Annotated in this window: 23 protein-coding genes, 2 tRNA genes and 1 pseudogene; 6 read left to right on the forward strand and 20 right to left on the reverse strand. The window is 40.7% G+C overall.

Annotated elements, in window-relative coordinates; all coding sequences use genetic code 11:
• Positions 1–106 precede the first annotated feature (106 nt).
• The 5 genes from ACSYTJ_RS04295 to ACSYTJ_RS04315 form a co-directional block, all read right to left on the reverse strand.
• Positions 107–805, reverse strand: a complete 699-nt coding sequence (locus ACSYTJ_RS04295; protein WP_491719579.1) for a Bax inhibitor-1/YccA family protein — start codon at positions 803–805, stop codon at positions 107–109.
• An 89-nt stretch (positions 806–894) separates the two neighbouring features.
• Positions 895–2,226, reverse strand: a complete 1,332-nt coding sequence (murC, locus tag ACSYTJ_RS04300; protein WP_491716390.1) for a UDP-N-acetylmuramate--L-alanine ligase — start codon at positions 2,224–2,226, stop codon at positions 895–897.
• Positions 2,227–2,298: 72 nt separating this feature from the next.
• A complete protein-coding gene (locus ACSYTJ_RS04305) occupies positions 2,299–4,740 on the reverse strand; it encodes a DNA translocase FtsK (protein WP_491719580.1) in 2,442 nt (813 codons plus the stop codon).
• 63 nt (positions 4,741–4,803) lie between these two features.
• Positions 4,804–5,439 carry a YtpR family tRNA-binding protein gene (gene ytpR / locus ACSYTJ_RS04310; protein WP_491716392.1) on the reverse strand — a complete coding sequence of 212 codons (636 nt, stop codon included), beginning with the start codon at positions 5,437–5,439 and terminating at the stop codon, positions 4,804–4,806.
• 22 nt (positions 5,440–5,461) lie between these two features.
• Positions 5,462–5,782: a thioredoxin family protein gene (locus ACSYTJ_RS04315; RefSeq protein WP_491716393.1), complete on the reverse strand. Its 321-nt coding sequence runs from the start codon at positions 5,780–5,782 to the stop codon at positions 5,462–5,464.
• A 117-nt stretch (positions 5,783–5,899) separates the two neighbouring features.
• On the opposite strand from ACSYTJ_RS04315, the gene ACSYTJ_RS04320 reads away from it, so the two are divergent.
• Positions 5,900–6,211, forward strand: coding sequence for a hypothetical protein (locus tag ACSYTJ_RS04320; protein WP_491719581.1), 312 nt, complete (start codon positions 5,900–5,902; stop codon positions 6,209–6,211).
• On the opposite strand, the gene trmB is transcribed toward ACSYTJ_RS04320, so the two are convergent.
• The 3 genes from trmB to ACSYTJ_RS04335 are packed head-to-tail and all read right to left on the reverse strand — an operon-like array spanning position 6,198 to position 8,781.
• Positions 6,198–6,842, reverse strand: coding sequence for a tRNA (guanosine(46)-N7)-methyltransferase TrmB (trmB, locus tag ACSYTJ_RS04325; protein WP_491719582.1), 645 nt, complete (start codon positions 6,840–6,842; stop codon positions 6,198–6,200). The two genes, ACSYTJ_RS04320 and trmB, sit on opposite strands and share 14 nt — an antisense overlap.
• 11 nt (positions 6,843–6,853) lie before the next feature.
• Positions 6,854–8,050: an ABC transporter permease gene (locus ACSYTJ_RS04330; RefSeq protein ID WP_491719583.1), complete on the reverse strand. Its 1,197-nt coding sequence runs from the start codon at positions 8,048–8,050 to the stop codon at positions 6,854–6,856.
• A complete protein-coding gene (locus ACSYTJ_RS04335; protein ID WP_491719584.1) occupies positions 8,050–8,781 on the reverse strand; it encodes an ABC transporter ATP-binding protein in 732 nt (243 codons plus the stop codon). Before ACSYTJ_RS04335 ends, ACSYTJ_RS04330 begins: the two co-directional genes overlap by 1 nt.
• 125 nt (positions 8,782–8,906) lie before the next feature.
• Between ACSYTJ_RS04335 and ACSYTJ_RS04340 the strand changes: the two genes are divergently transcribed.
• The 3 genes from ACSYTJ_RS04340 (at position 8,907) to ACSYTJ_RS04350 (ending at position 10,669) form a co-directional block, all read left to right on the forward strand.
• Entirely contained in the window at positions 8,907–9,335 is a 429-nt protein-coding gene (locus tag ACSYTJ_RS04340; protein ID WP_491719585.1) for an HIT family protein, read from the forward strand.
• A 2-nt stretch (positions 9,336–9,337) separates the two neighbouring features.
• On the forward strand, positions 9,338–9,643 hold the full coding sequence (locus ACSYTJ_RS04345; RefSeq protein WP_491719586.1) for a hypothetical protein: 306 nt from the start codon (positions 9,338–9,340) through the stop codon (positions 9,641–9,643).
• Positions 9,644–9,769: 126 nt separating this feature from the next.
• Positions 9,770–10,669, forward strand: a complete 900-nt coding sequence (locus ACSYTJ_RS04350; protein WP_491716400.1) for a peptidylprolyl isomerase PrsA — start codon at positions 9,770–9,772, stop codon at positions 10,667–10,669.
• Positions 10,670–10,728: 59 nt separating this feature from the next.
• On the opposite strand, the gene ACSYTJ_RS04355 is transcribed toward ACSYTJ_RS04350, so the two are convergent.
• The 4 genes from ACSYTJ_RS04355 to ACSYTJ_RS04370 form a co-directional block, all read right to left on the reverse strand.
• Positions 10,729–12,870 carry a transglycosylase domain-containing protein gene (locus ACSYTJ_RS04355; protein WP_491719587.1) on the reverse strand — a complete coding sequence of 714 codons (2,142 nt, stop codon included), beginning with the start codon at positions 12,868–12,870 and terminating at the stop codon, positions 10,729–10,731.
• A 133-nt stretch (positions 12,871–13,003) separates the two neighbouring features.
• Positions 13,004–14,704 carry an arginine--tRNA ligase gene (gene argS / locus ACSYTJ_RS04360; protein WP_491719588.1) on the reverse strand — a complete coding sequence of 567 codons (1,701 nt, stop codon included), beginning with the start codon at positions 14,702–14,704 and terminating at the stop codon, positions 13,004–13,006.
• 243 nt (positions 14,705–14,947) lie between these two features.
• Positions 14,948–15,018: transfer RNA gene (locus tag ACSYTJ_RS04365), tRNA-Gly, on the reverse strand.
• A gap of 69 nt (positions 15,019–15,087) precedes the next feature.
• Positions 15,088–16,008: an L-lactate dehydrogenase gene (locus ACSYTJ_RS04370; RefSeq protein ID WP_491716403.1), complete on the reverse strand. Its 921-nt coding sequence runs from the start codon at positions 16,006–16,008 to the stop codon at positions 15,088–15,090.
• Positions 16,009–16,155: 147 nt separating this feature from the next.
• Between ACSYTJ_RS04370 and ACSYTJ_RS04375 the strand changes: the two genes are divergently transcribed.
• Complete coding sequence (locus ACSYTJ_RS04375) at positions 16,156–16,494, forward strand: DUF1516 family protein (protein ID WP_491716404.1); 339 nt, start codon at positions 16,156–16,158, stop codon at positions 16,492–16,494.
• Positions 16,495–16,533: 39 nt separating this feature from the next.
• Here the strand turns inward: ACSYTJ_RS04375 and ACSYTJ_RS04380 are convergent, their stop codons facing one another.
• The 4 genes from ACSYTJ_RS04380 to asnB are packed head-to-tail and all read right to left on the reverse strand — an operon-like array spanning position 16,534 to position 21,953.
• The gene (locus ACSYTJ_RS04380; protein ID WP_491716405.1) at positions 16,534–17,247 is read right to left on the reverse strand and encodes an aspartate/glutamate racemase family protein; all 714 of its coding nucleotides are present in this window, start codon (positions 17,245–17,247) and stop codon (positions 16,534–16,536) included.
• A gap of 5 nt (positions 17,248–17,252) precedes the next feature.
• On the reverse strand, positions 17,253–18,503 hold the full coding sequence (locus ACSYTJ_RS04385) for a carboxylate--amine ligase (RefSeq protein ID WP_491716406.1): 1,251 nt from the start codon (positions 18,501–18,503) through the stop codon (positions 17,253–17,255).
• Positions 18,504–18,507: 4 nt separating this feature from the next.
• Positions 18,508–20,046 carry a UDP-N-acetylmuramoyl-L-alanyl-D-glutamate--2,6-diaminopimelate ligase gene (locus ACSYTJ_RS04390; RefSeq protein WP_491719589.1) on the reverse strand — a complete coding sequence of 513 codons (1,539 nt, stop codon included), beginning with the start codon at positions 20,044–20,046 and terminating at the stop codon, positions 18,508–18,510.
• A 26-nt stretch (positions 20,047–20,072) separates the two neighbouring features.
• Entirely contained in the window at positions 20,073–21,953 is a 1,881-nt protein-coding gene (gene asnB / locus ACSYTJ_RS04395; protein ID WP_491719590.1) for an asparagine synthase (glutamine-hydrolyzing), read from the reverse strand.
• Positions 21,954–22,202: 249 nt separating this feature from the next.
• Between asnB and ACSYTJ_RS04400 the strand changes: the two genes are divergently transcribed.
• Positions 22,203–22,287, forward strand: a tRNA-Leu gene (locus ACSYTJ_RS04400).
• 37 nt (positions 22,288–22,324) lie between these two features.
• Here the strand turns inward: ACSYTJ_RS04400 and ACSYTJ_RS04405 are convergent.
• The 4 genes and pseudogenes from ACSYTJ_RS04405 to folE form a co-directional block, all read right to left on the reverse strand.
• Positions 22,325–22,846: an NUDIX domain-containing protein gene (locus ACSYTJ_RS04405; RefSeq protein ID WP_491719591.1), complete on the reverse strand. Its 522-nt coding sequence runs from the start codon at positions 22,844–22,846 to the stop codon at positions 22,325–22,327.
• A gap of 1 nt (position 22,847) precedes the next feature.
• Positions 22,848–23,915 (reverse strand): dihydropteroate synthase, encoded by a 1,068-nt coding sequence (gene folP, locus ACSYTJ_RS04410; RefSeq protein WP_491719592.1) that lies wholly within the window; start codon positions 23,913–23,915, stop codon positions 22,848–22,850.
• A 1-nt stretch (position 23,916) separates the two neighbouring features.
• Positions 23,917–25,251 (reverse strand): bifunctional folylpolyglutamate synthase/dihydrofolate synthase, encoded by a 1,335-nt coding sequence (locus ACSYTJ_RS04415; RefSeq protein WP_491719593.1) that lies wholly within the window; start codon positions 25,249–25,251, stop codon positions 23,917–23,919.
• Positions 25,252–26,297: pseudogene (gene folE / locus ACSYTJ_RS04420) on the reverse strand (GTP cyclohydrolase I FolE). It abuts the gene before it with no gap.
• Between the last annotated feature and the right edge of the window lie 5 nt (positions 26,298–26,302).

Below are 26,302 nucleotides of genomic sequence, written 5' to 3' on the forward strand. Positions count from 1 at the left end.
GTCGTTATTTTCGAATTATTCCTTTTAACATTATATAACAATTCAAAGCGATTTAAAAAAGAGACCTTCGATATTATCATCGAAAGTCCCTTCTTTTTAGTAATGATTAGTTACGGTTATTGCCGCCTGCTCCAAAGATTTGTAATAAGCTCAAGAACAAGTTAATGAAATTCAAGTAAAGCATCAATGCTCCACCAATAGCAATTCCAGTAGCGGAGCTACTATCACCATTTTGGTTATAGAATTGCTTTAGCATTTGCGTATCGTAAGCAGTCAATCCGGTAAAGATCACCACTGAAACGATTGAGATGATAAGTGATAACATCCCGATGTGTAAGAACATGTTAATCAACATCGCCACGATGATGGCGATCAATGCCGCCGTCAAGATCGTGCCCATCTTAGCTAAACTCTTCTTCGTGATAAATCCATACACACTCATCGTAATGAATAAGCTCGCACTCGAAACGAATGCTGCTACGATCGATGTACTCGTGTAGACCATCAAGATGTTCGAGAATACGAACCCGGTCATTGCCGAATAAATAAACAATAACGCCAAGCCTAACCCGGCATTACGCATCGCTGCGTGTTGAATGAAGAATGGGATAAACGCCCAAACTAACATTAGTACTAGTGCGGCACCACCAGACATCGAAATTCCATTTTTAACTACTAAGAATGCAACCAATGCTGAAATTAAAATCGAAGAACCCATCCAACCGTAAACGCGGGCAAAAAATGAATTGACCCCGACGGCGTTGTTAACAGCTCTTCTATCTGTTGGTTGATCAAAATTATTCAAGGAAATCCCTCTTTTCTATAAATTACATCTATATAAACTATTTAGACAATTATACCAAACTAATTGGTAATCATAAATCATTTTAACCATTAATTTACGTTTGGCCGTAAATCATTTAACAAATTTTCATAAATTTTTTCATACTTTTGAATATCACCAGCCCCCATAAAGATGATTACGGCATTTTTATAGTCGAGCAGTGGTGATAGGTTTTCAGCTTGAATCAATCCACCGTCCTTAGTGATTTTATTAACTAAATCTTGACTCGAAACATTCCCCGTTTTTTCACGTGGTGAACCATAGATTTTAGTAACGTAGACTTTATCCGCCTTATTCAAGCTCTTAGCAAAGTCATCTAAATAGGCAATCGTCCGACTAAAAGTGTGGGGTTGGAAAACCGCAACAATTTCTTTATTAGGGTATTCTTGTCTAGCAGCATCCAAAGTGGCATTGATTTCCGATGGGTGGTGCGCATAATCATCAATAATGACCATGTCTGAGACCTTGCGCTGTGCAAACCGTCTTTTAACCCCCTTGAAAGTTAAAAGCTCGTTTCTAATTTCAGCCAAATTAACATCTTCAAAGTATGAAACCGCAATGACTGCAAGTGAGTTCAAGATGTTATGTTCACCAAACAGTGGAATCTTAAAGTTACCTAGTTCCTTGTCATTATGAATGACATCAAAAGTTGATCCCTCAGTTGTCCGTTTAATATTTACGGCTCTAAAATCATCATCCTTATTAGTCCCATAAGAGTAAATCGGCACGTTAGCAGTTAATTTCCGTAGGTTTTGGTCATCACCCCAAATAAAGATTCCCTTCTTAACCTGATTAGCAAAAGTTTGAAAAGCATCGAATACATCATCGATTCCAGTATAGTAATCGGGATGATCAAAATCAATGTTAGTCATAATTGCGTAATCTGGGCTAGTGGCTAGAAAATGACGACGATATTCATCAGCTTCATAAACAAAGAATCTAGCATCTGGCACACCCTTCCCACTACCGTCACCGATTAGGTAATCAGTAGCAGAAATCCCACTCAAAACATGGGCTAATAAACCAGTTGTACTGGTCTTACCATGGGCACCAGCGATTCCAATGCTAGTATAGCCATTGATCATTTCACCAAGTAGTTCATGATAGCGATAAATCCTTAAACCCATTTCACGGGCCTTCGCAATTTCTGGATGGTCATCTTTAAATGCATTTCCAGCAACGATGGTGAGCCCTTCATGAATATTATCAGGATCAAATGGTAAAATATCGATCCCTGCTTGTTCCAATCCCCGTTGCGTAAAAGTATATTGGTCAATATCAGAACCCTGAACTTGATAACCCTGATCATGTAAGATCAAAGCCATCGCACTCATCCCAGTTCCTTTAATCCCAACAAAATGGTAAATTGTATTCTTATCCAACTTTATTTCCCCCTACCTATTCTGGCACTCTTTTATATTAGCAGAATCCCCCTGAATAGCTACTAATTATTATTAAAGATTTAATTTTTTATAATCATCTTCAGTAAGATATACTTCACGTGGCTTAGAACCATGTTGACCAGAAATATAATTCTGTTGTTCTAAATCATCGATCAAAGTGGCTGCACGGTTATAGCCAATCGAAAAGACCCGTTGTAATTTCGAAGTGGAAACCGTATTTTCCTTTGCAATATAAGCCAATACTTCAGGCATTAGTTCATCTTGTTGCTGAACCATATTGACCTTTTTCAACAACGACTTCGGATTAAACGCATACTTAGGCGTCCCTTGGGTCCTAACCGCAGCAGTGATGCGCTCAATTTCTTCATTGGTAACGAACGTTCCTTGAATCCGCAACGGCTGACTCTTTCCATTGCCTAAATAGAGCATGTCACCACGTCCCAAAAGACGTTCCGCACCCGCAGTATCAATAATCGTTCTAGAGTCAACTTGACTTGAAACCATGAACGCAATTCGAGTTGGAATGTTGTTCTTAATGGTCCCCGTAACAATATCAACACTTGGCCGTTGTGTGGCAACGATCAAATGAATTCCAGCTGCCCGAGCCTTTTGGGTGATTCTAACGATGTAATCCTGCACTTCAGTTGATGCCACCATCATTAAGTCAGCCAACTCATCAATGATGATCACAATGTATGGCATTTTCAATTCAGGTTGATTATTTTCATCAGCCTTGGTATTGAACTGCTCAATATTCCTAGCACCACCAGCGGCTAGCTTTTCATAACGTTCATCCATCTCCTTGACCGCCCACTTCAAAGCAGCGGAAGCCTCATTTGGTTCTGATATTACTGGGGCCAAGAGGTGTGGAAGCTTATTATAAGGGGCTAGTTCGACCGCCTTTGGATCAATCAATAATAACCGCAGTTGCGCTGGGGTCGCTTTATAAAGCAGTGATACCAATAGGCTGTTGATGAACACACTCTTCCCTGAACCAGTGGCACCGGCAATTAACCCATGGGGCATTTTTGAAATATCGGTTACCTGTGGCTTTCCAGTTAGATCGACCCCCAAAGCAATCGTCAACGGTGATTGAGCATTTTTAAATGATTGATCATCTAAAACTTCTGATAGCATTACTGGGCGCGGCTTGGGATTTGGAATTTCGACCCCCACCGTCGTCCGCCCAGGGATTGGGGCTTCAATTCGGATGTCCTTGGCGGCTAGCGCTAGTTTTAAGTCATCGTTTAGATTAGTAATTTTACTAACCTTAACCCCCAACGCTAACTTCACTTGGAACTGGGTAACGGTCGGCCCATTGGTCCAATCAACAACTTCAGCGTTAACGTGAAATGCATGTAAAGTTCGATCTAAAATTTCTGATTGTTTAATGATCCAATCATCCAAATCATCATCATCTTGGAAGTGCGGTTCATTTAACATGCTAAAGCGCGGGAACTGATAACCATGCTCGTATTCAGTCCCGCTGCTTAATAGTTCATGGCCAGATTTATCACTATCATCATTATTTGCTGGTTCGTCAATCGGCTCATCATCAGGTGTTGGCTGCAGTGTTTTTACATCCGATGGTCGTGCGATAGCCTTAGGGTGTTCATCTTCCTGGGCTGCTTTCACTTCTTTCAAACCATCTTTGAAAAATTCAACATCTTTTTGAGCATCTTGTTCATTATTTAAGATCGCAGAAAGCGGATGCCCTAACCCACGCTTAGGGGTTTTAGAATTAGCGGACTGTTTTGTATCAACAAATGCCGATTCAGAACGCTGCGTCTTATCCTGCGGGGTTGCTTCGCTACTACTTTTACTTCGATCAACGGAATCATTCATTTCATCGGCATCGTTATCAACAGCCTCAACTGATTGAGAATCAGGTTCAAAATGATGCGATGCTTTAGAAGACGGCGCTACATCAGAAGCAGACTGGATCCCCTTATCTGCATCGGATTGCTCATTTTGTAAGCGTTGATAGTATTCCTCATCACTTGTCGGATTAGCATAATGACTGCTGGCTGCTGATTCAAACCCACTGGCATTTTCAATAGCATCGCTAGTGAAATCATCTGAAAATTGCTCAGCAGCAGCACTTTCTGGATGTTCATCAACAGCGCCAAATTGAATTAGATCCGAATTGGCACGTGTATCCAACCCATCGTCAAATAAAATACAATCAAAATCCTGCTTATCTAATTGCTGAATTATTTTCAGATAGTAACGGCCCAGCTTAGACTCGTTTAAATATTCATCACCAACGACTCTTTTCGCATAATTGCCCTTTGGCGTGAAAGCATTCGTCATTTTAGAAATCATGTTCTCACCATTAGTTCTAAAATTACCGCTACTAGAGTCACCCGTGCCTCGGATATCTTTTCGATTGCCCCTAGTCATCTTATTGTTAGAATAACTATCTTGATTATCATTTGATTTTGGTTTTTGTAAAAAGCGTCTATAAAACGCTGGTCCATCATAGTGATTCATTTTATTCACCCTTAATTTACGTTAAATTATTAGATTATGTAAAAATAAGGAGTGACCAACTCCTTATTCAAATAGATTTTGTGCTTTTATAAAATCAAATTTAGTGCCAACTTGGTAATCATCAGGTAAGATCAACGCCCCAGGTTTTTGAGGTGCGTTCGGCAACCTAAGTTCCCTTCCAGAACAGATCATCCCATCGCTTGTAACGCCCTTTAATTCACCAGGCCAAATTATCAAGCCACTTGGCATCATCGTCCCGACTTCTGCAACTACAACTTTGATGTCTGCTTGCATGTTTGGAGAACCGCTGACAATTTGAAGAGTCTTGCCATCTTGGACCTCAGTTTCAGTGATTTTAAGGTGGGTCGACTTAGGATGGTCAGTAACCGTCTTTACGTACCCCACCACGAATTTAGGCTCTTCATCAACGACTAGTTGATCTGTAAAACCAGCATCCTTTAGAACAACGTTCAATTTAGCAACGTCATCTGCGGTCAAAGTTACTTGTCCGTTTTGATCCTTTAACGCTGGTAAAATCTGACTCGCTGCAAAAAAGTTAAATCCCAAAGTTTGTCCAGATTCTGCTGCTGAGACTTTGAAAACATCACCTTTATGTTCAACGACTTGGTCTTCAACATCTGGGTGCATTATTACAACTAAAACATCCCCCATTTGGGATGGATTATAACTTGCTATCACTTTTGTATCATTCCTTCTAAAATTAGTTTAAAGAGCCGATAAAGTTTTCGACTTGCGCTTGCGTCTTGCGTTCCTTATTAACGTATCTGCCCACTTCTTCACCGTTTTCAAAGGCAACGAAGCTGGGAATGCCAAAAATATTTAATTCAGCAGCTAAATCAATGTTATCATCTCGATCAACTGAAAGAAAAGTGTATTCGGGGTGATTGGCAACAATTTCAGGCATTGCTGGTTTAATAACAGTACAGTCAGGACACCAACTAGCGGTGAAAAAAAGCATGTACTTACCGTTGGCAATCTTTTGCTTTAGTTCTGATAAGTTCATTGGTTGTAATTCTTCCATGGTTATTCCTCCCTTTAAATCCATGCTAATAATTATAACTTAAATCACAAGCAAATTATTCTGTTTTGATTATAATAATAGTATAGCGTCAAATTCAATAGAAATCAGGTGTAATTATTGAAAAATAGAACGAAAATGAAAATGGGGCTCAGCATTATTGCCGTTGCAGCTTTAGGATTTATCAAAGCAGGCGTGCACGCTAAAATTGAAAAAAGAATCTATCAACAACTCCACCGCCACTTTGCGCTTCAAAAAATCTATGGAACATGGTTACGGCCCGAATATCAATTAATTACCGAAAATTATTACCTCGGTGGGATCAACATCTTAAATCATCAAACAATTATTGAATATCAATTTACTGCCAATCAACGAGGTCAAATCATCGATCTTTATAAAACAGATATACACCCAATTAAGCAGTTTTAAACGTTATCACAATTTTATAGATTGGGCCGTTTTGACTAAACTTAGCTTCGTATTCAGTTTCAACGTTTTCAGCCTGTTCAGGACTATTGTGTAGATCTAAAGATACAAACTCAAAGCTGGTCCCAAACTGATTGAACGAAATCAATGAATATTCAAACAGTCCCCGATTATCAGTCTTAAATTCAAGTTGATGACCAGCTTTTAATACGTCTCGATAGCTAGCTAAGAAATCAGGTGAGGTCAATCTACGCTTGGCATGCCGCTTTTTAGGCCAGGGGTCAGAAAAGTTAAGGTACATCTTATCAATTTCTCCCGCCTTGAACAGCGTATTGACCAAAGCGCCGTCGGTTTCCACTAATTGAACGTTAGTCAGACCCTCTTCGACTAACTTCCGCAAGGCGACCGCAATTACTGACTCTTGTAGTTCGATTCCGATGAAATTGATTTCGGGATTGCGTTTGGCCATTTCAATGATGAATTGCCCCTTCCCAATCCCGATTTCTAAGTGGATCGGTTGTTGCTTTGTAAAGCGTTGGTTCCATTTTCCAACCCATTCTTCGGCATTGGTAACGATTAGTTCAGGTTTAGATTCGATGTAGGGCTTGGCCCATGATTTATGTCTTACTCGCATTTGAAACTCCTTTAGTTTAACTTCTTGTTAATTTTATTAGTGATCAATTGATTCGTGAGTGCCCAAACCTCAACAAGATTTAAAATCAAGCTAAGCCCAGCTGTGACGATTGAATGACTTCCAATCAAGGTCATGATCGAGAAAATAACGGCTGAAACCAGCAATAAGATTGAAATAATCCTTTTAAAACTGGCAATTTGGAGCTGGGGAGCAACTGGATAGACGTGGGTGAACACATTGTTAGCAAAGTGAAAATAAAATGGAATTAATTGAAAACCGATCAAGTACAGGAACAACAACCCAATTAAAATTGGGAGGTAGGTCCCACCAACCCCCACTAATAGGATTGCGCCAATCACCGTTAACCTAATGTGTAAGCCACTATATTCACCATTTCTGACGATTGAGCGCCCGTAAAGGTATAAATAAACGTTCTTGGGCGTCACTTTGATTCTATTGATCAAGAAATCAAGGTAGCGGCGCCGTTTAGTCGTCCCTTGAATGTTTGGAACGTCGGTAAAGAGGTTGAAGAACTTGTAAAGCGCAAGCATTCGCGTATCTTCCATTTCGATTAAATAACGCCAATCAAGCGATTTATTAGCAAGGTGCCGTTGTTTAGCAGCTGTCATAACCAGATATAAAGCGCTGATCAGCATCCCTAAAGCGGGAATTAAAACTGTAATCCCTAGTGCAACCACATTTAGCAGCCACTTAAGTCGCAGATGCGATTGGTGGTAGTAAGCTTGATTCAAAGCTCCATCAATGTCGGCACTCTTCAAGAAGACCATCGTCAATAAAACCCCCACCAGATCGAACAAACTCCAATTCATCGTTACCCGCATAAATGGTAATAACACGAACCAAATTGCTAATTGGGGGAGCAACGCCATTAAAATACTATAATTACGTGCTGATTTTAAATAATTGACCATCTCGGCTTCCCGTGGAATTAAGAAAACCCGATCAGCTGGTTCGATCAGCGTTGCGAGGTGACTAAAAACTTGGCCCATTAGGGTCACTAATAAAATAACGATTCCTGACCACCAAAGCCCAGGGTGCAATTGCTTCAAGAGGTTCGAATATGATAGTCCCAGCCCCCCGATCAAAAACATCAGTGCAATCACAAAAAAGTCATTGAATACATAACGCATATACTTGGCCATTTCACCTAGATGGTGGGCTAAACGTTGTTTAAATAAATCGCTCATTACGCCTCACCCTTGGCTAGCGCAAGATAGATGTTGTTCAAGGAATCGCCCGCATTCGGGAATGCTTCCTTGATTTTAGCTAGGTCCCCTTCAATCTTAATTTGACCATCGTTGATCAATACAAAGCGATCACAAAAGCGTTCGGCAGTGTCTAAAACGTGTGTTGACATTAAAATACTGCAGCCCTGTTTTTTACGATCTTTAATCAACGCCAATAAATCGTTAACTGCCAGCGGATCAAGCCCTAAGAATGGTTCGTCGATCACAAACATCTTGGCATCGGTCATAAACGCACAAACGATCATCACCTTTTGCTTCATCCCCTTGGAAAAGTCAACGGGGAACCATTCCAGTTTGTTATCGAGTCGAAACGTTTTTAATAGTTGGTGGGCCTTTTTCCACGCCTGATCATGGTCAAGTGAATACGCCATGATCGTCATTTCAATGTGTTCACGCAGCGTTAATTCGTTATATAACACCGGAATTTCTGGAATGTAGGCGAGCTGTTGTTTATACTTTTCATTATTGTTGGTAATTTGATACCCGTTAATCTCGATCGACCCTGAAAATGGGGTTAATAACCCGATAATGTGGTTGATCGTAGTGGACTTTCCAGCTCCGTTGAGCCCGATCAATCCCACTAGTTCACCGTCTTGAACGTCAAATGAAACATCCTTTAATACGGGAACTTGTGAATAGCCCCCAATTACGTTTTTTACCTCTAAGGACAATTCAATTCCTCCTCTATTTTTGGTTTAACTATATTATAGCATAATGCAAAGATGACCCTTTATTTTCAAAAGCATTTTTGGATAGTGTATAATTAACTTAATAAATAATAAGGTAGGTAATTAATATGACTGATTGTATCTTTTGTAAAATTATCAACGGGGATATCCCCAGCTACACTGTTTATGAAGACGACGTTGTCAAAGCGTTTTTAGACATCTCACAAGCCACTCCTGGCCACACGTTAGTGATTCCTAAAAAACACGTTCCAAACATCTATGAATATGATGCTGACTTTGCCAGCCAGGTCTTTGCCCGCATCCCTAAGATCGCCCGTGGAATCCGTAAGTTCAACCCTGATATCAAGGGGATGAATATCGTCAACAACAATGGTGAAGTGGCCTACCAATCCGTATTTCACTCCCATTTTCATTTAATTCCTAGATATTCAAATAAGGACGGCTTCAGCATGGACTTTGCGGATAATTCTGGGCAATACGATGACGCTAAATATAATGAAATTGCACATGCAATTAAGGAACAAGTGGAGGAATAAGCATGAAGGGATTAGCCAAGTTAGTCGGTGTTTCAGCTGGTGCGCTGGGGGTCTATTTAGTAGCAAACCGTGAATCACCTCAACAATTCTTTACGAATGTTAAAAATTTTGCAATTCAAAAAACTGAGCAAGCCCAAAAATTTAATCATGACCGCGCTCAATTCACGGATGCGTTGAATAAATTCAAAGCTGAATTAACCAGAAGTCAAAAAACAATTAATGACGTTCAAACTATCATCAGCGAATATTCATTTGAAATTCAACCCCACCTCGATATCATCAATCAAACGATCAAAAAGTTAAAATAGTCGTTTCATTTAATTTTTGTTTAAGGTCAATTTTGCATGTGTCGATGAAATCCGAATTGTGTTATATTGGAACATGTTGAATATCAATACTTATATTAATTTTGTACGAATGGATGTGTTTTTTTTATGAAAAAATGGCTAGTTGGAGTAGCCGGAGTATTTTTGAGTTTAACCTTAGCAGCCTGTGGTAGTTCCGCTGTTGCAACTACTAATGGTGGTAAGATTACTCAAAGCCAATACTACAGTAGCTTGAAGGAAACTTCTAATGGTAAACAAGTCCTTCAACAAATGATTTTGAACAAGGTACTTGAAAAAAACTATGGTAGCAAGGTTAAAGATTCACAGGTTAACAAGCTATTTAATCAATACAAGTCCCAATATGGATCACAATTTAGTGCAGTTCTTCAACAACAAGGACTTACTAATTCAACTTTCAAGGGCCAAATTAGAGATAACCTCTTGTTAGAACAAGCAGTTCGGGCTAACACTAATTTCTCCGATTCAGCACTTCAAAAGCAATTCAAGAGTTACCAACCTAAGATTACTGTTAACACGATCTTAGTTGCTAAGAAGTCAACCGCTGAAACTGTAATTAGCCAACTTAAGAGCGGCACTAGTTTTGCTACCTTAGCTAAGAAGTACTCTACTGATACTTCCACTAAGAACAAGGGTGGACGGCTACCAGCATTTGATAATACTTCATCATCTGTTGACTCCGCATTCAAGAAGGCAGCATATAAGCTTGAAAAGAAGGGTGACTACACTACTACCCCTGTTAAGACTCAATATGGTTACCAAGTAATTCAAATGGTTAACCACCCTGCTAAGGGGAGTTACAAGGATCACGTTAGCGAATTGAAGGATCAAATCGTAACTTCAGAAATGTCAGATAGTACTGTATTACACAACATCGTTGCGAAAGTACTTAGAAACGGTAACGTTGACATCAAGGATAACCAATTAAAGGATATCCTAGCTAGTTACATCACTTCAGAAAGCTCCGATTCATCAAGTAGCAAAAAATAATTAACCAAAAAAAGTCCTACTGAATTTAATATTCAGTAGGACTTTTTTAGTCCGTAATTTTACTTGCCACCAAGGAATTGTTTAGCATCATTGAACCATTTACTAGTTTGTTTTTTCACTTTATCAAAACCACTTTCAATGTTCTTACTAATGCTATTGCTGCCATTCTTAACATTATCCCAAATGTTAGAACTACTACTACTGTTATTACTACTGTTTCGTTCATCAATAATCGTTTGGGCATCCTTAACGTCAAATTGAGTCTGCTTAGTAGTCGGAATGATCGAAGTCATTTCACTCTTAAATAGAGGCCCAATTCCAGTTCCACTAAGGTTTTCAAGATGATGATTGCTATTGGTATCATCAAAGCCTTCCCAAGTAGCAACCACCGCATTCGGCGTATACCCAATGATCCACTTATCACGAGTTGCATCAGCATCGGCTGTCGAATCGGCCTCTGTACTACCAGTTTTTCCGGCCACTTGATAGCCATATGGCTTTGCATCGACTCCGGTTCCGTTATCAAAAACGCCTAGCATCATACTAGTCATATTTTTAGCGGTCGTCGCAGACATCACCCGCGTCCCCTTTTGTTGCGCAGTATTATCAATCACTACGTTCCCAGAGGCATCAACGATTTTACGAATATAGTAAGGTTTGGTAGCTACCCCATTATTTGCAAACGCTGTATATGCACCAGCCATTTGTTGGGGAGAAACCCCAGTTGAAAGTCCACCTAGTGCTAATGAAAGGTTCTTATCACTATTAGAAAGCGGAATTCCAAATTTCTTTACCGATTCATAACCACTTTGAATCCCGATCTTGTTTAATAACCAAACTGCAGGCGCATTCATACTTTGGGCCAATGCTTCATACATTGGGACCTTCCCTGTATATTGGTCGTCATAATTTTGTGGGGTATATTTATTTTTACCATACGACTTCTTTGCGTTGACTAGTTCTGAGTCAAAATTATAGCCATTCTCCAACGCTGGAGTATAGACCGCAAGTGGCTTCATGGTCGAACCAGGTTGACGTTTCATCTGGGTAGCACGATTATAACCCCTAAAAACATGTTTACCACGACCACCCACCACTGCATTTACGCCCCCAGTTTGTGGATTGACAGAGATCGAAGCCGCTTGGACCTTGGTTCCATCAGCAGCATTGTTCGGGAACATGCTAGGATCATTAAAGTTATTTTGCATTGCAGTTTGCTGACTTTGGTTCAAGTTAGTATAAATTTTATATCCACGGTTCATAATATCAGCTTCACTCAGCCCGTACTTACTAATCGCTTCATTGATAACTGCATCAAAGTAATAAGGATAACGATAACTATCCTTATAGGTATAATTATCCTTAACTTCAATTGGTTGCGCCTTGTACCTAGCAGCTGCCGCCCTAGTCAGTTTGCCATTTTCGACCATTAAGTCCAAGACGGTATTCCGACGTTGTAAAGCTAATCTAGGGTGATCAATCGGATTATAACCACTCGGATTCGTCAACATCCCTGCTAGCACCGCTGCATCTTGAACTGGTAGGTTCTTGACCGATGTCCCAAAGTAACGCTCTGCGGCATCGCTGACCCCATAAACGCCATTACCAAAGTAGGCATTATTCATGTACATCGTTAAAATTTGATTTTTAGAATAGACGTTTTCAACCTGAATCGAAATAAACAGTTCCTTCAACTTTCGAGAAAAGGTTTGTTCTTGTGATAGATAGGCGTTCTTCACTAGTTGTTGGGTGATCGTACTTCCCCCACCACTAATGTAATCATGCCCTAAAACTTTATTTTTCAACCACAAGAGGCCGGCACGGCCGAACCCGCTAACTGAAAAACCATGTTCACTATAGAAATGCCGATCTTCAGTAGATAGGATCGCATCTGGAACGTTTTGCGAAATGTTTTTCATCCCAACGTAGGTTCCCTTTTGAGAATATAACTCCCCAGCCTTTTTATTACTAACATCGTAGATAACCGTTGAACGTTTTAACGATGAATTAAGATTTTGAACGTCCATTGTTTTGGCAACGAACGTTAAATAGGTGCTCATCGAAAAAATAATTCCCATTACGACCATAATAATCCAACGATTAATATGATAACGATGCCAAATGTACTTTTGCACTTTTCTAAATTTTTGCCAGTAGGTGTGTGTGAATTCCCCCACCGAACTAGATTGATTCTGTTTCATTAAAGGCATTTCGCCCCCTTCAAATATTAACCTTAATTGTACCATAATTAAGATATTTGATATGATTTTGGTAATAATTTTAACGATTTAAACCAAAAAATCTGCCATTATAAAATGACAGATTTTTAATAAATTACATTTCATCGGGTGACTTAACACCTAATAGTCTTAATGATTCCTTCAATACGATTGAGACACTCTTAACTAATGATAAACGGGCATTTAGCATTTGCTTATCATCAAGGATGCGAGTATGGGCGTAATATTTATTGAATGCCTTTGCTAAGCGTAAGGAATACTTCGCAATTACTGATGGTTCAAAGTCAGCACATGCGTCCTTAACGATCATTGGGAAGTCATTCAATAATTTGATGATCTCCCATGATTCAGGATCGTCTAAGTCACGGCTGCTACTGTCTGCATTGAATTCAGGGACCCGTCTTAAAATACTTTCTGCCCGCACTCTGGAATATTGAACGTATGGACCTGTTTCCCCTTCAAATCTTAGTTGATCTTCTAGCACAAAGTCGATACTATCCATCTTATCGTTCTTCAAGTCACCAAAGATAATGGCTCCCACACCGACTTCTTGAGCCACTGCATCCTTGTTCTTAAGATCTGGATTCTTCTCTTCGATTTGTTGCTTAGCCAATGCAATCGAATCATTCAATACTTCGTCCAATAGGATGATCCGCCCAGAACGCGTTGAGAGCTTCTTTCCGTTCACAGTGATCAAGCCAAATGGAATGTGGTGTAAGTCCTTAGCAGAAGGCACACCCATTTCTTCTAGGACGGCCTTTAGTTGCTTGAAGTAATAAGTTTGTTCTGAACCAACCACGTAGAGGTTCATTGCGGGATGGTATTCACGATCACGGTAAATTGCAGTCGTAATATCACGGGTAATGTATAGTGAAGCCCCATCGCTCTTTAAGATCAAGGCAGGGTTTAAGTTATACTTGCTCAAGTCAACGATTTGCGCCCCCTGTGATTCCTTTAAAAGATGCTTATCTTTTAACATTTGAATCACTTCTGGCATCTTGTCATTGTAAAATGCTTCCCCATTATAGGTATCAAACGTAACACCTAATTTAGCGTAAATTTGGTTGAAGGCTTCCAATGATACGGAGCGGAACCACTTCCATAGTTCAGTGGCTTGCTTATCACCATGTTCTAGCTTACTGAACCATTCCCGAGCTTCATCGTCTAATTCTGGGTGTTCAACGTCTTCCTTATGGAATTTAACGTAGTATTTCACTAAGTAGTTGATTGGATCGCGTTTAACGTCTTCTTCGTTCCCCCACTTCAGATAAGCGGTGATCAACTTCCCAAATTGGGTCCCCCAATCACCTAAATGGTTATCCTTGATTGGGTGGTAGCCGTTCTTAGCTAAAATGTTGGCAACGGCGTTTCCAATTACAGTTGAACGCAAGTGCCCCATTGAAATGGGCTTGGCAATGTTTGGTGATGACATATCAATTGGCACGTTCCCATTTTTACCATCTTGATTTTGACCGTAATCTGCTTTTTGGGATAGAACGGTCGTTAAAACATCACGACTAAATTCAGGCTTGCTCAGGAAAAAGTTAACATATGGTCCCATTGCAACGACCTTTTCAAAACCAGTTGCATCGATCTTATCAACTAGGTCATTGGCAATCATTTGCGGTGCCTTGCGTAAGACCTTCGCCAATGTAAAGGTAGGAAAGGCAAGGTCCCCCATCTTGGAGTCCTTGGGCCGTTCGATTTTTTGTAATACGGTTTCTTGGTCTAAGCCAGATTCAGCATCAAGTGCAGAACTAATCAACGCAGCAACTTGTTGTTTGTATTTATCCATGTCATTTCCTCCTGAAAAATTAAAAAGTCCCTTGCAAATAAAATTTGCAAGAGACGGATGGTTTTATAATCCGCGGTACCACTCTAATTGATATGATTATCCGCTTAATATTCAAAATTTAAAATCTAAAAAGCACGCCTTCAAGACCATGGATAATTCGGCTCGCACCATCCCGAAATCGCTACATATTCATAAGTCCCTACTACTCTTTTATCATTGATTGATTTATCGAAGATTCGATAAAGCGGGTAACGAGAATCGAACTCGCGACCTAAGCTTGGGAAGCTCATATTTTACCACTAAACTATACCCGCATTACAATAAAATATTGTAACACATTCAAAATAAAAAGTCACTACCTAAATGGTAATGACTTTTTATTTTTAGCTATACTTCTTTACGTTCCCCTTGATAAAGTCAGCTGATTTTTGTAACTTGGCTTGTTCTTCAGGAGTTAAGTCTAATTCAACTCGTTTTACAACACCCTTCCGACCAACAACGGCTGGATATGATAAGTAAACGTCTAAATCAGGTTGATAGTTAGAAACTGGTAACACGCTCAATGAATTGGATAAAACAGCATTGGCTAATTTAACTGCGGCAGTGGCCACCCCGTAATTAGTGTATTGCTTCCCCTTGAAGACTTCGAAACCACCCTTACGAGCACCATCATCTAAAGCATCTAGATCTAGGCCGTTTTCAGCAGCTAATTCTGTGATTGGCTTATCAAAAACGGTTACGGTCGACCAAGCAGTAAATTGAGAATTACCGTGTTCCCCTAAGTTGTAACCATGAACTGAATGGGGGTCAACGTGTAATTGTTCACTGACTTCACGTAACATTCGTGCTGAATCCAATAAAGTTCCAGTCCCGATCACTTGATTCTTTGGTAAGCCAGTGTATTTTTGATAGAATGAAGTAATTACATCACAAGGGTTAGAAATATCAACTAACACCCCGTTAAAACCAGATTCTTTAAGGTTTTCAGCAACTTCTTTTACCTGAGCACTGGTAAATGGTAATTCAGCAAATCGGTCTGAAGATTCACTACTTTGTAAGCTAACCTTCCCCATTGCTGAGATCACTACGTCGGCATCCTTTAATGCTGAATAATCATTAACCGTAATATTTGTATGGAATGGTAAATTAGGCATTGCATCTCTTAAATCAACTGCATCTGAGACGACCTTGGCTTCATTGGTGTCGATCATCACCAATTCATCCGCAAATCCTGCTGAAACTATGTAATGGGCAACCGTTGAACCAACGTGCCCACTTCCGATTACACCGATCTTTCTTGTCATAAACAATCACCTCAAAAATTAATTTTTAATTAGAATACAGTAACAATATAACACTTATATTATTATTTTGCACGCATCCTTTAATAATTCTTAAATTTAAGTATGCTAAAATGAGAATATAATTTAATTTTAAAGGGGGCCATCTCGATGTGGGTCACATTGAACTTTGTGCTATGGGGATTATTGATTATTTCACTCATCACTGGTTTCACTCGCGACTATGCAAAACGAATTATTCAATCGCTGATTTGGTCCAGGATCTTTTATTTTTTGATCATCAGTAGTCAATTCGTGATTAGCATTCGGATCTTTCACCATAGTGCGATTTCCGTTATCATTAGTGACGTGCTTTGCATTATCTCAGTCGCAGTGATCGAACGGAGTTATCAAAAATTAGAATCACAAGTCCTAACGCGCTTGGATACACTTGGATTATCTTGCACTATTTTAGCGGCAATCATTGCCCAATCACTTGCACTAAGGTAAAAAAAGATCCCAAAAGTTATTTCAACTTTTGGGATCTTTTTATTTTGCTTTTCGATACTGTTCAGCTAGTGCGATCGTGCGATCTACTAATACTGATTGCGCATCCATTACGGGATAGGAATGGTTACCAGCCCGTTCTTCAGCAACAGATAACTCGGTACAGCCCAGGATGACGATGTCACTTTTTAATTCGTTGACCATTCGATCTAAAATATGGTGATAACGCTCCTCATTGACCGTCCCGTTTTCCTTGATGTCATGATAGATCAGGTTCATGGTCTCATTTCTGATCTCATCAGTAGGCTTCACGACTGTTAAACCGGCCGCCTTGATTTCATGGTCATAAACCCCGTCATGTAGCGTTCCGTTAGTGGCAATCAATCCGACACGCTTAACAGCTGGATACTTATTTTTGATCTCCTTTACCGCTTCACGGGGCATGTGTAAAATTGGCACGTCCGTTTGCGACTGTAACTCATCAAAAAAGTAGTGCGCCGTATTACAGGGTAACGTAAAAAAGGCGGGATGCAACTGTGATTGTTGTTTAATATCTTCAATTAAATCAGGGAGCGGACTGGGTTTGGTATGGTCCAAAATGTACTCAGTCCGATCTGGGACCGTCGCATGGTTAACCAAGATATAATTTAAATAGTCTTGATCGCGATGGGCCGGTGTCCGTTGATTCAAAAGGTGGATATAACTTTCAGTCGCTTCGGTCCCCATTCCCCCGATAATCGAAAAAAAGTGCTTCATTCGAACTACCCCTTATTAATTGCAAAGTACTTCGCAAAATTCTTACTATAATTGTGGAACATCCACTTCATCAATGCCCACCGTTTTAAATTGCGGTCCTTGGAATACCAGAATGTCGTGCCGTATTGATGCTTATCAATCAGTTTCAGCGCGGCATGCTTTTCAACATTGTCCTTGGCGTATTGCTTGAAAACTGAAACACTGACCCCTAACCAGAGGTAATATTTTTCAGGATCATCATTCGCATAGACGGTTGGCTTAGTATCGAGGGAGTCAAAGGCGTAGTCTTGGACGACCCAATCCGCTAAATTATAGCCATTCAAGGTAACAAAGAAACTACTCCGCCCTTGCCGCAGATTAATTTCAAATAACTTGAACGAACCATCCCGCACGTCGTATTTCATATCAAAATTAGCGTACCCAGTAAAACCAATCTTTTCTAAAAACGTTTTAATTTGATCATAGATGACCTGGTTGTACTCTGGAATAATCGCAACGTAATTGCCGATCGCAGATGGTGCACAATCTTCTAATAACGGATGACCTAAACACATCATCTTAACATGGTGGTTCTTATCCACATAGGCATTCAAGACCCGCATATTACTGTCGTCACCCGGAATGAAGTCCTGCAAGATCAAATCAGATTGGTACCCATTATCATAAATCTTGCCAACGATTTCATTAAATTCCTTTTCAGACTTGATCGTAAACGCCTTTTTGCGTCCCTCGAAGTGCACATCGAGCCATTCCACACTGTTCGTCGGTTTCAAAGCGACTGGATAGCCAAATGGTTGCTCGATTGGCTCAGCGTCTTCATACATATCCTTGCTGATGATCTTAGTCTTTGGGTAGGGCAGGTCATACTTATCACAGGTCTTGTAAAAATTTTCCTTACTGTTCAATTGCCGAATCAAATCATAATCTACGTACGGACAAACGAACACATCTTCTAACTCTTTTTTATGCTTCGAGATCAATTCAGCATAACCATCCCCACACCCAATTAAGATGACGGGTTCTGGATGATTAGCATAACGTTCTTTTAATTTTAACATTGCTTGGATCCATGCTGGATCTTCACTAAAGCCTGGAATCAGCTCTAAATCAACGATCTTAGTGAACCGTGTCGGCGCTAACTGAATTTCGGCATACGCCTTCACTGGTTTACCATACTTTTCATAAAGTGAGCGTGCCATTCCATAACAATTAAAATCACTCCCCAACAAAATCGGGGTAAATTCTGTTTCACTCATTATTTTAGAATCCCTTCAAGATATTTTTAACTACTACCGAATCGGTTTCGTAGGGCACATCGACGCCATTGATCTTTTGATATGGATCGCGTCCCTTACCAGCGACTACGACCATGTCGTGTTCACCAGCTGCATTGATTGCCCGTTCAATCGCTTGTTTGCGGTCCATTTCAAAGTGCACCTCAACTCGGTGATGATCAATGTGGGCATCGATTTCATTTGCAATTGCTTTTGGATCTTCAAATGCTGGATCATCAGTCGTAAGAAAAGCCACATCGGCGCTTTCGGTCAAGGCCTTGCCGAACCCTTCACGCCGATCTTCACCCTTATTTCCAGGACTACCGACCACAACGATTACCCTCCCTGCTGGATTTTCACGTTTTAAGAATCCTAGCAGGGCGTGCATACTAGCGTAGTTATGGGCATAATCAACGTAAACCGTTCCATGGCCATTAGCATGATAACTTTCCATTCGTCCAGGAATCAAAACGCTAGCCAGCCCGCGATCAATCTGCTCTGCATTGGCACCAGCCAAAGCAGCGGCAATGATTGCAGCCATCGCATTCGATTCATTATAATCACCAGCAAGCGCTAGTTGATAATCAGCTGCAATTGATAACCGCTTTGCCCGTTCATCATTTGCAAATACCTTAATTGCATTATGTTCCAGGGTATCTGCAGTACTGATGTAACTAAAATCGATCGGTAACGGTAATTGAGTTTTAGCATGTTTACGAGCGAACAAATAGATATCAGCTGGTTGAGAAGTCGCCTTGGCAGTTTGATAAACGTCGTTCAAGTAATCAGTCTCAGCATTAATAATGCAGACCTTCGAATTGACCAACAGTTGTTCTTTGCAATGCAAGTAATCAGCAAACGTCGGGTGTTCATTGGCTCCAATATGATCTGGTGAAATGTTCAAGAAGATCCCGACATCAAAGTGTAATCCATAGACCCGATTTTTCTTGTATGCTTGCGATGATACTTCCATCACTAAAGTTGTCATCCCGTTATCAACCGCCATTCGCATATGCTTAAAAACATCTAGTGATTCTGGAGTAGTCAGATGGGACTTAAAGCGTTGACTCGGTTTGGGTCCAACGACCGTATCAATGGTTGAAAACATTGCGGTCCGCCCGTTCGTTACTTCCTGCAAACTAGCATCGGTAAAGTAAGAAGCAGTTGTTTTGCCCTTCGTCCCAGTATAGGCGATAATGAATAGCTCATTTTGGGGATAGCCATAAAATGCCGCTCCTAATAAGGCCATTGCCTTTTGCACATCACTAACAATAATTGCAGGTAAGGAATCCGCAGCAGTGGGCAGTTCTTGTTCAGCTAAGTAACCAGTGGCCCCGTTGTTAACGGCAGCCGTCAGGTATTCGGGCTTAAAATTACCCTTACAGCAGAATAAGCCATTGGATTTGATCGCCCGAGAGTCATATTCAATATTTGTAAAGCTGACTTGGTCGATCGGCCCTACGACCTTGGTCAACAGTGCGTGCTCTTGTAGTAGTGTGATAATTTCCGCGCTTTTTAAAGCCACTGCAATTCACCCTTCCTAAAACAAAATTATTTTGTTTTATGAACTTTTTTGATCGTATCAGCAGATGTATTTTCTGGGAAAAATACTTCGTACCAAAGAATGAAAGTATAAATTGTGAAAATCTTTTGCATATTTGATTTTCCGCTTGCGTGTTCCTTTACGATTCGTTGTAATTCATCAACATTAAAGAACCGTTGCGCAACGTCAGAAGTGAATGCTTCTTCAATTTGTTCGTGGAACTTAGGCATGTTCATCCATGAAGCAATTGGGGATGGGAAACCTAATTTTTCCTTATTAGCAACCTTTTCGGGTAACGCAGCCATTGCCGCTCTACGCAATGAGACCTTAGTTTCACCCTTATGGATTCGCGTCTTGATTGGCATCGTAGCAGCAAACGCAGCCACTTCACGATCGACCAATGGAGTCCGCACTTCCAAGGAGTTACACATGCTCATTCGATCGGCCTTGTGCAAGATATCAAATGGTAACCACGTATTGATATCGAAGTATTGCATTTGCGTCATTTCATCCTTACCACTGACTTCATCAAAGATGTGCTTAGTGAATTGTCCTGAATCCTGGTTGATCGATGGATCCTTCAAGACTTTGGCACGGTCATCGTAGTTAAAGACGTAGTTAACCCGATAGTAACGCTCACTAAGTGGTTGAGCCCCTCTGATCAAGAAACGGCGACCATGGAACCGTGGCATTTTTTCAGCCACTGCAGCCAAGCCCTTCCGAACTGACTTAGGAACCCATTTTTGGTAGCGTTCGAACGGAAATGCTTCTAAGTAAGTATTGTAACCACCGAAAAATTCATCGGCTCCTTCACCAGATAGTGCGGCTTTTACGTCTTGGCGCGTCCGCTTGGATAAGTAGTAAAGTTGGACGGCAGATGGGTTGGAGAGCGGTTCGTCCATGTAATACATCATGGTTGGTAAGAAATTAAAGTAATCATCCCCATTAATGTATACGGGCGTATTCTTTTGACCGATTTCCTTCGCAAATTCTGTTGACCATGCTAATTCACTGTACTTCGAGTTTTTAAAACCAAGTGAAAATGATTGAATTGGCTTTAGCTTCGAAGCCTCATTCAATACGTAACTGGAATCAACTCCACTTGATAAAAAGCTCCCCACTGGAACATCTGAGATCATGTGTTTTTCAACGGAATCCTTAACGATCTTACTAATTTGCTTAGCATCACCATCAATGGTTTGATTTTCATCAACGTGATCGTAATTAAATCTAAAGTAGCGGTGCAATTCAGTCTCGCCGCCAATGTGGTGAATAAAGTATTGTCCTGGCAATACCTTATAAACATTTTTGAACATGGTATCGCGAGATGGAATAAATTCAAAACTTAAGTGAATTGGCAACATATCAATATTTAACTCTTTATTGAACATTGGGTTATCCAAGAAAGCCTTAATTTCTGAACCCCACATGAAGGCATCACCATCATCGTAGTAATAAAGCGGCTTAATCCCAAAGTGATCACGAACCCCAAAGATTTCTTGCTTCTTGCTATCATAGATAACGAATGCATACATTCCACGGAGCTTTTTAAGTAGTTCTGGACCCCATGCTTCATAACCGCGAATTAAAACTTCAGAATCAACGTCAGTATAGAACTTGTAACCCTTTTGCTTTAATTCTTCTCTGATCTCTTCATAGTTATAAATTTCACCATTAAAAGTCAAGACCTTAGTATTGTCCTCACTAAACATTGGTTGCCCACCATGTGCTAAATCAAGGAAGGATAAGCGCCGAAATCCCATCGAAATATGATCATCTTGAAAGTATTGTTCGTCATCAGGACCTCTATGTCTGATCCGATTTGCCATATTAACGATCGTATTGCTAGGGACATCCTTTTGATTTACATAACCAGTGAATCCACACATATTAATTTTCCCCTTTGTTATTATCAATTCTTATTTATTTTTAAATTAAGTTTAAATATTCTTCAAATACTAATTGTATCAAAAAATAGTTTAGCAAACTACCAACGTTGCCATTTCTTAACAAAAGTTGAAAAGCAGTTTACCATAATTCCTAGTTATTTATAATAACCATTTCTCGTAATTTAGCAACTAAATTATGATAATCAGCTTTATTTTATTTCCAAACTATAGTAAAATGAATGTTGCTTTGCCCCAATGGCGGAATTGGCAGACGCGCAGCGTTCAGGTCGCTGTTTGATTTTATCAAGTACAGGTTCGAATCCTGCTTGGGGCATTCTAATAAAAAGGAGAAGACAGTTGTCTTCTCCTTTTTATTTTCGCTGATCAAAATATTTATGAAATTCACCTGGGGCTTCACAACGATCAATCAAAAAACTAGGCAGTTCGGCTTGGGCCCGTTGTTGGGAACTAATCGCTAATTCATACCGCAAATCAACGTGAAAATGAGCCCCCTCATTTTTTAATGGATTAGCAGGAATCGAAATGATATTTAAGTCCCGCAAGCCGTTCAATGAATCATTGATTGGATGGGTCGCAAAGCCAGTCTCTTCACGATACTCACGCTGCGCAGTCATTAATGGAGTCTCACCCAGTTCGACGTGCCCCGCTGGTAATAAGATCGTGTGGAGGTAGGGATGCTTAATGAACCAAATCGATTGATCCTGCCAAGCAAACGCACTGGCGCTAAAGTGACCATGCATGTTTTTACGATCGAACATTGCGGCTGAATTTTGTTGAATGAATTGCCGCGCCGTTTGGTAAGCGGTCTCTTTGATCTGGTATCTAGAATCATGGAGCCGCTCAATTAATTGAAGCATTGCACGCGCGTCCATCCTATTGGTTGCTCCTTGGAAATTCCAGTTGCTTACGCATCTGTAACATTAGGTTGGTCTCTTCATAATCGTGCACCCGAATGATTTGGCCCCCCATGTGGACCATCATCAATTCTGCCACCAGGGTGGACCAAATGTTTTGCGAAGCATCGATGCCAAACAACTTCTTGAACATGCTCTTGCGCGAGATGGCAATTAACGTTGGGATGTTCATTTCACTCAATTCCCGAATCGTTCTGATCAAGTCGATATCTGTGGCCTGACTATCCTTAGCCAAGAACCCAACTCCTGGATCAATGACCCAGTTATCATCATGAATGCCAATTTCAGCGAACATCTTTTTCCGATTGGCAAAGAACTTCGGTAGTTGGTCTGGTCCCCATTGACTAATCCGATTATTATACATCGCAACCAATGCGGGATGGTATTCTTCAACCAATTTTAGCTTGGCGGGATTATCTTCAAATCCGTTCACATCGTTAATGATGTCAGCCCCAGCATCCAAGACAGCCTTAATTACATCGGGCTTATATGAATCGACAGAAATGATGGCCTCAGGGAAGGCTTTTTTGATCATTTTAATGTATGGAACGGTTCTTTTAATCTCCACTGCGGGAGTGATCTCTTGATAACCAGGGCGCGTTGATTGGCCCCCTAGATCAATAATCTTAGTGTTATTAGCCATAAATGATTCGACCTTGGTCAAAATCTTTTGATCGTTTAGGGTCGCATCGCCGTCAAAAAAGGAATCAGGACTAGTATTCAAAATGGCCATTACCGCAGGATCGATGGTAAGGTCCAACGCAAAGTTAGCCCCCCGCAGCATAATTTGGTGGCGCTTGTAAATGGCGGTCAGCTCAGTAACTAAATCGGGATGCAAGATTTCCTTGCTATTTAGGAGTTGGTGTAGTTGAACCTTGCTAATCACCATTGATAGTGGATCGGCCCCCCAGTTGTTAATGTGTAAGAGCTGCAACAAATTACGTAGTCGCTCATTCACATAGGCTTGTGGAATCTCAATGTTGATTAAATCATTTTGGTTTTGCATGGGTACTTCTTTAACTGGCATGTTAAGCTTCCTTTCCGTTGATCACTTCCATCACGCCCCTGACCGTATAAAAGGAGCCAACGACTAATTTTAAATCTTCTGATTTTGGATCAACTTCATCAAATGTTTTGGCCGCCTCAGCAATGGTTTCCACATTAAAGACCGAATTGGTACCAGATTTGACTTCCGGTTCATTTTGGAACAATTTGTATAGTTCTTTGGCAGGTAAGCTGCGATCTGGATTATCAGGTGTCACGGTCAAAAAAATGGCGTGTTTGATCCCCTGTAATTCATGAACACATTGTTCGACTTCCTTATCAGCTAAAAAACCGACCATAATCAATTTAACTTGTTGTGTCCCTAACTCATTAACGGTATCTACGAATGCACGGATGGCATCTCGATTATGAGCCCCGTCAACGATCCACCCATTCGAAAGGGTGCTAAAGCATCCGAGCTTTTCAGTCACTTCAATTCCTTTTGATAATTCCCCCCTATCAATTGAATCGGGGTGATCACGTTCATAGACTTCCCACCACTTAATGGCCAGCTTGATGTTTTCAGACTGTGCCCTACCGTGTAAATTAGTGGTGAGTGGCAGCACATAATCATGATAGACCAATAATAAAGCCATGAAATCAGTAGGAGAACTCATTATCACATCGAATGTTTTAATATCATTAGCAACGTTAACCGAAGCGTGGCGGGCATTGGCCACTTGGTCAATAATTTTCGCCACTACGGGAGGCTGGTTCGGATAACTGATGACCTGTTCTCCTTCACGAATCATCCGCGCCTTCGTTGTCGCAATCTGTTCGAGCGTGTCCCCCAAGAATTTAAAATGGTCCAACCCAATCAAAGTAAAAATGCTATAGTCCGAGTGGTCAATCGCATTGGTCGCATCCAACTCACCACCCATTCCACATTCCAAGATCATGAAATCGACCTTGGCCATAATGAACGACTGCACCGCAATCAAAAACCAGGTCTCAAATTCCGAAATGTCATTTTCAAAATCGATTCCCAGTTGGCTTACCTTCGTTCGAACTGCTTTTTCGGCTGATAAGAATTGATCTGAAGTGATTTGGTGGCCCTGCAAATGAATTTGTTCTAGGGGATCTAGGATGTATGGACTGGTAAATAGCCCAACTGATTTGTTAGCTGATAATAAAATATTATTGATCAGCTGAGCCGTGCTTCCCTTTCCATTAGTTCCAGCCACACGAATAACGGTTCTTTTCGGCTGATTTTCAACCATCTTATTAACAATTTTGCTGAGCAGGTCGATCCGTTCCATTCCATCGTATTTCATAGTGTGGTTAATTTGATTGAGTCCATCTTGATATTCCTTATTCAACTAGTTCAGCCTCATTTCTTCTAACAATTCACGTTTAGTGGTTGGATCCTTAAAAATGCCTCGATAATAAGTGGTTCTAGTGCTGCCGGCTTCTTTTTTGACCCCCCGCATCTCCATGCACATGTGGCGAGCATCGGCAATTACGGCGACCCCCTTTGGATGAAGAATGTCATCTAGTTGGACCCCAATTTGGTGGGTAATGTTTTCCTGAACGCTGGGCCGACTAGCCACAAAGTCGACTAAGCGCGGAATCTTGCTTAATCCGATAATTTTGCCATCCCGTGGGACGTATGCCACGGTCACCTTGCCAAAGAATGGTAATAAGTGGTGTTCGCACATCGAATAAAATGGGATGTCACGGACGATCACGGTCCCGTTATCCTCAACGTCTGAATTAAAGACCTTATAATTAGTAAACTGGTTATTGAGGGATGAAAAAACCTCCCCGTACATCTTGGCCACCCGCTTGGGGGTTTCAACTAGTCCCTCACGATCGGGATCTTCGCCGACCGCTGTTAGGATGTCCCTAACTGCTGATTCGATTTTATTTTGTTGTTCTTCATTCATAACTTGATCAAACTTCCAATCCCTTCAATTTCTTGGCCATCGATTCGATCATAGGCCGCTTGTAATTTAGTAGCATCACCGTCATAGATCTGCATCAATGGTCGTAAAACAAACTTACGATTATTCATTTCTGGGTGGGGAACCACCAGTGTCTCGCTAACGATATGTTCGTTGCCGAATAAAATAATATCAATATCCAACGTCCGAGGTCCCCAGTGAATTTTTCTGACCCGATGGAGTTTTTGTTCGATTGAATGAATCAAACTCAAAAGCAGTTCGGCACTCAAACTGGTCTGAACTTGGGCCGCAATGTTATAAAAGTCATCCTGCTTCACTCCACCGACTGGCGATGTTTGATAAACATCAGAGACCTTAGTAACGGTGACATTAGCAGCTTGATTCAATAGGTCGATAGCTTGTTGAAGCTCGTTTAGCTTATCGCCTAGGTTACTCCCTAAACTTAAATATGCAGTTGTCAAAATAA

The organism is Nicoliella sp. ESL1113, from assembly GCF_058509245.1.

Bases quoted from the DNA above. Each gene is read 5' to 3' on its own strand.
- ACSYTJ_RS04305 (WP_491719580.1), bottom strand. From the start codon at position 4,740: ATGAATCACTATGATGGACCAGCGTTTTATAGACGCTTTTTACAAAAA.
- ACSYTJ_RS04315 (WP_491716393.1), bottom strand. From the start codon at position 5,782: ATGGAAGAATTACAACCAATGAACTTATCAGAACTAAAGCAAAAGATT.
- trmB (WP_491719582.1), bottom strand. From the start codon at position 6,842: ATGCGAGTAAGACATAAATCATGGGCCAAGCCCTACATCGAATCTAAA.
- ACSYTJ_RS04330 (WP_491719583.1), bottom strand. From the start codon at position 8,050: ATGAGCGATTTATTTAAACAACGTTTAGCCCACCATCTAGGTGAAATG.
- ACSYTJ_RS04340 (WP_491719585.1), top strand. From the start codon at position 8,907: ATGACTGATTGTATCTTTTGTAAAATTATCAACGGGGATATCCCCAGC.
- ACSYTJ_RS04345 (WP_491719586.1), top strand. From the start codon at position 9,338: ATGAAGGGATTAGCCAAGTTAGTCGGTGTTTCAGCTGGTGCGCTGGGG.
- ACSYTJ_RS04350 (WP_491716400.1), top strand. From the start codon at position 9,770: ATGAAAAAATGGCTAGTTGGAGTAGCCGGAGTATTTTTGAGTTTAACC.
- ACSYTJ_RS04355 (WP_491719587.1), bottom strand. From the start codon at position 12,870: ATGAAACAGAATCAATCTAGTTCGGTGGGGGAATTCACACACACCTAC.
- argS (WP_491719588.1), bottom strand. From the start codon at position 14,704: ATGGATAAATACAAACAACAAGTTGCTGCGTTGATTAGTTCTGCACTT.
- ACSYTJ_RS04370 (WP_491716403.1), bottom strand. From the start codon at position 16,008: ATGACAAGAAAGATCGGTGTAATCGGAAGTGGGCACGTTGGTTCAACG.
- ACSYTJ_RS04375 (WP_491716404.1), top strand. From the start codon at position 16,156: ATGTGGGTCACATTGAACTTTGTGCTATGGGGATTATTGATTATTTCA.
- ACSYTJ_RS04380 (WP_491716405.1), bottom strand. From the start codon at position 17,247: ATGAAGCACTTTTTTTCGATTATCGGGGGAATGGGGACCGAAGCGACT.
- ACSYTJ_RS04385 (WP_491716406.1), bottom strand. From the start codon at position 18,503: ATGAGTGAAACAGAATTTACCCCGATTTTGTTGGGGAGTGATTTTAAT.
- asnB (WP_491719590.1), bottom strand. From the start codon at position 21,953: ATGTGTGGATTCACTGGTTATGTAAATCAAAAGGATGTCCCTAGCAAT.
- ACSYTJ_RS04405 (WP_491719591.1), bottom strand. From the start codon at position 22,846: ATGGACGCGCGTGCAATGCTTCAATTAATTGAGCGGCTCCATGATTCT.
- folP (WP_491719592.1), bottom strand. From the start codon at position 23,915: ATGCCAGTTAAAGAAGTACCCATGCAAAACCAAAATGATTTAATCAAC.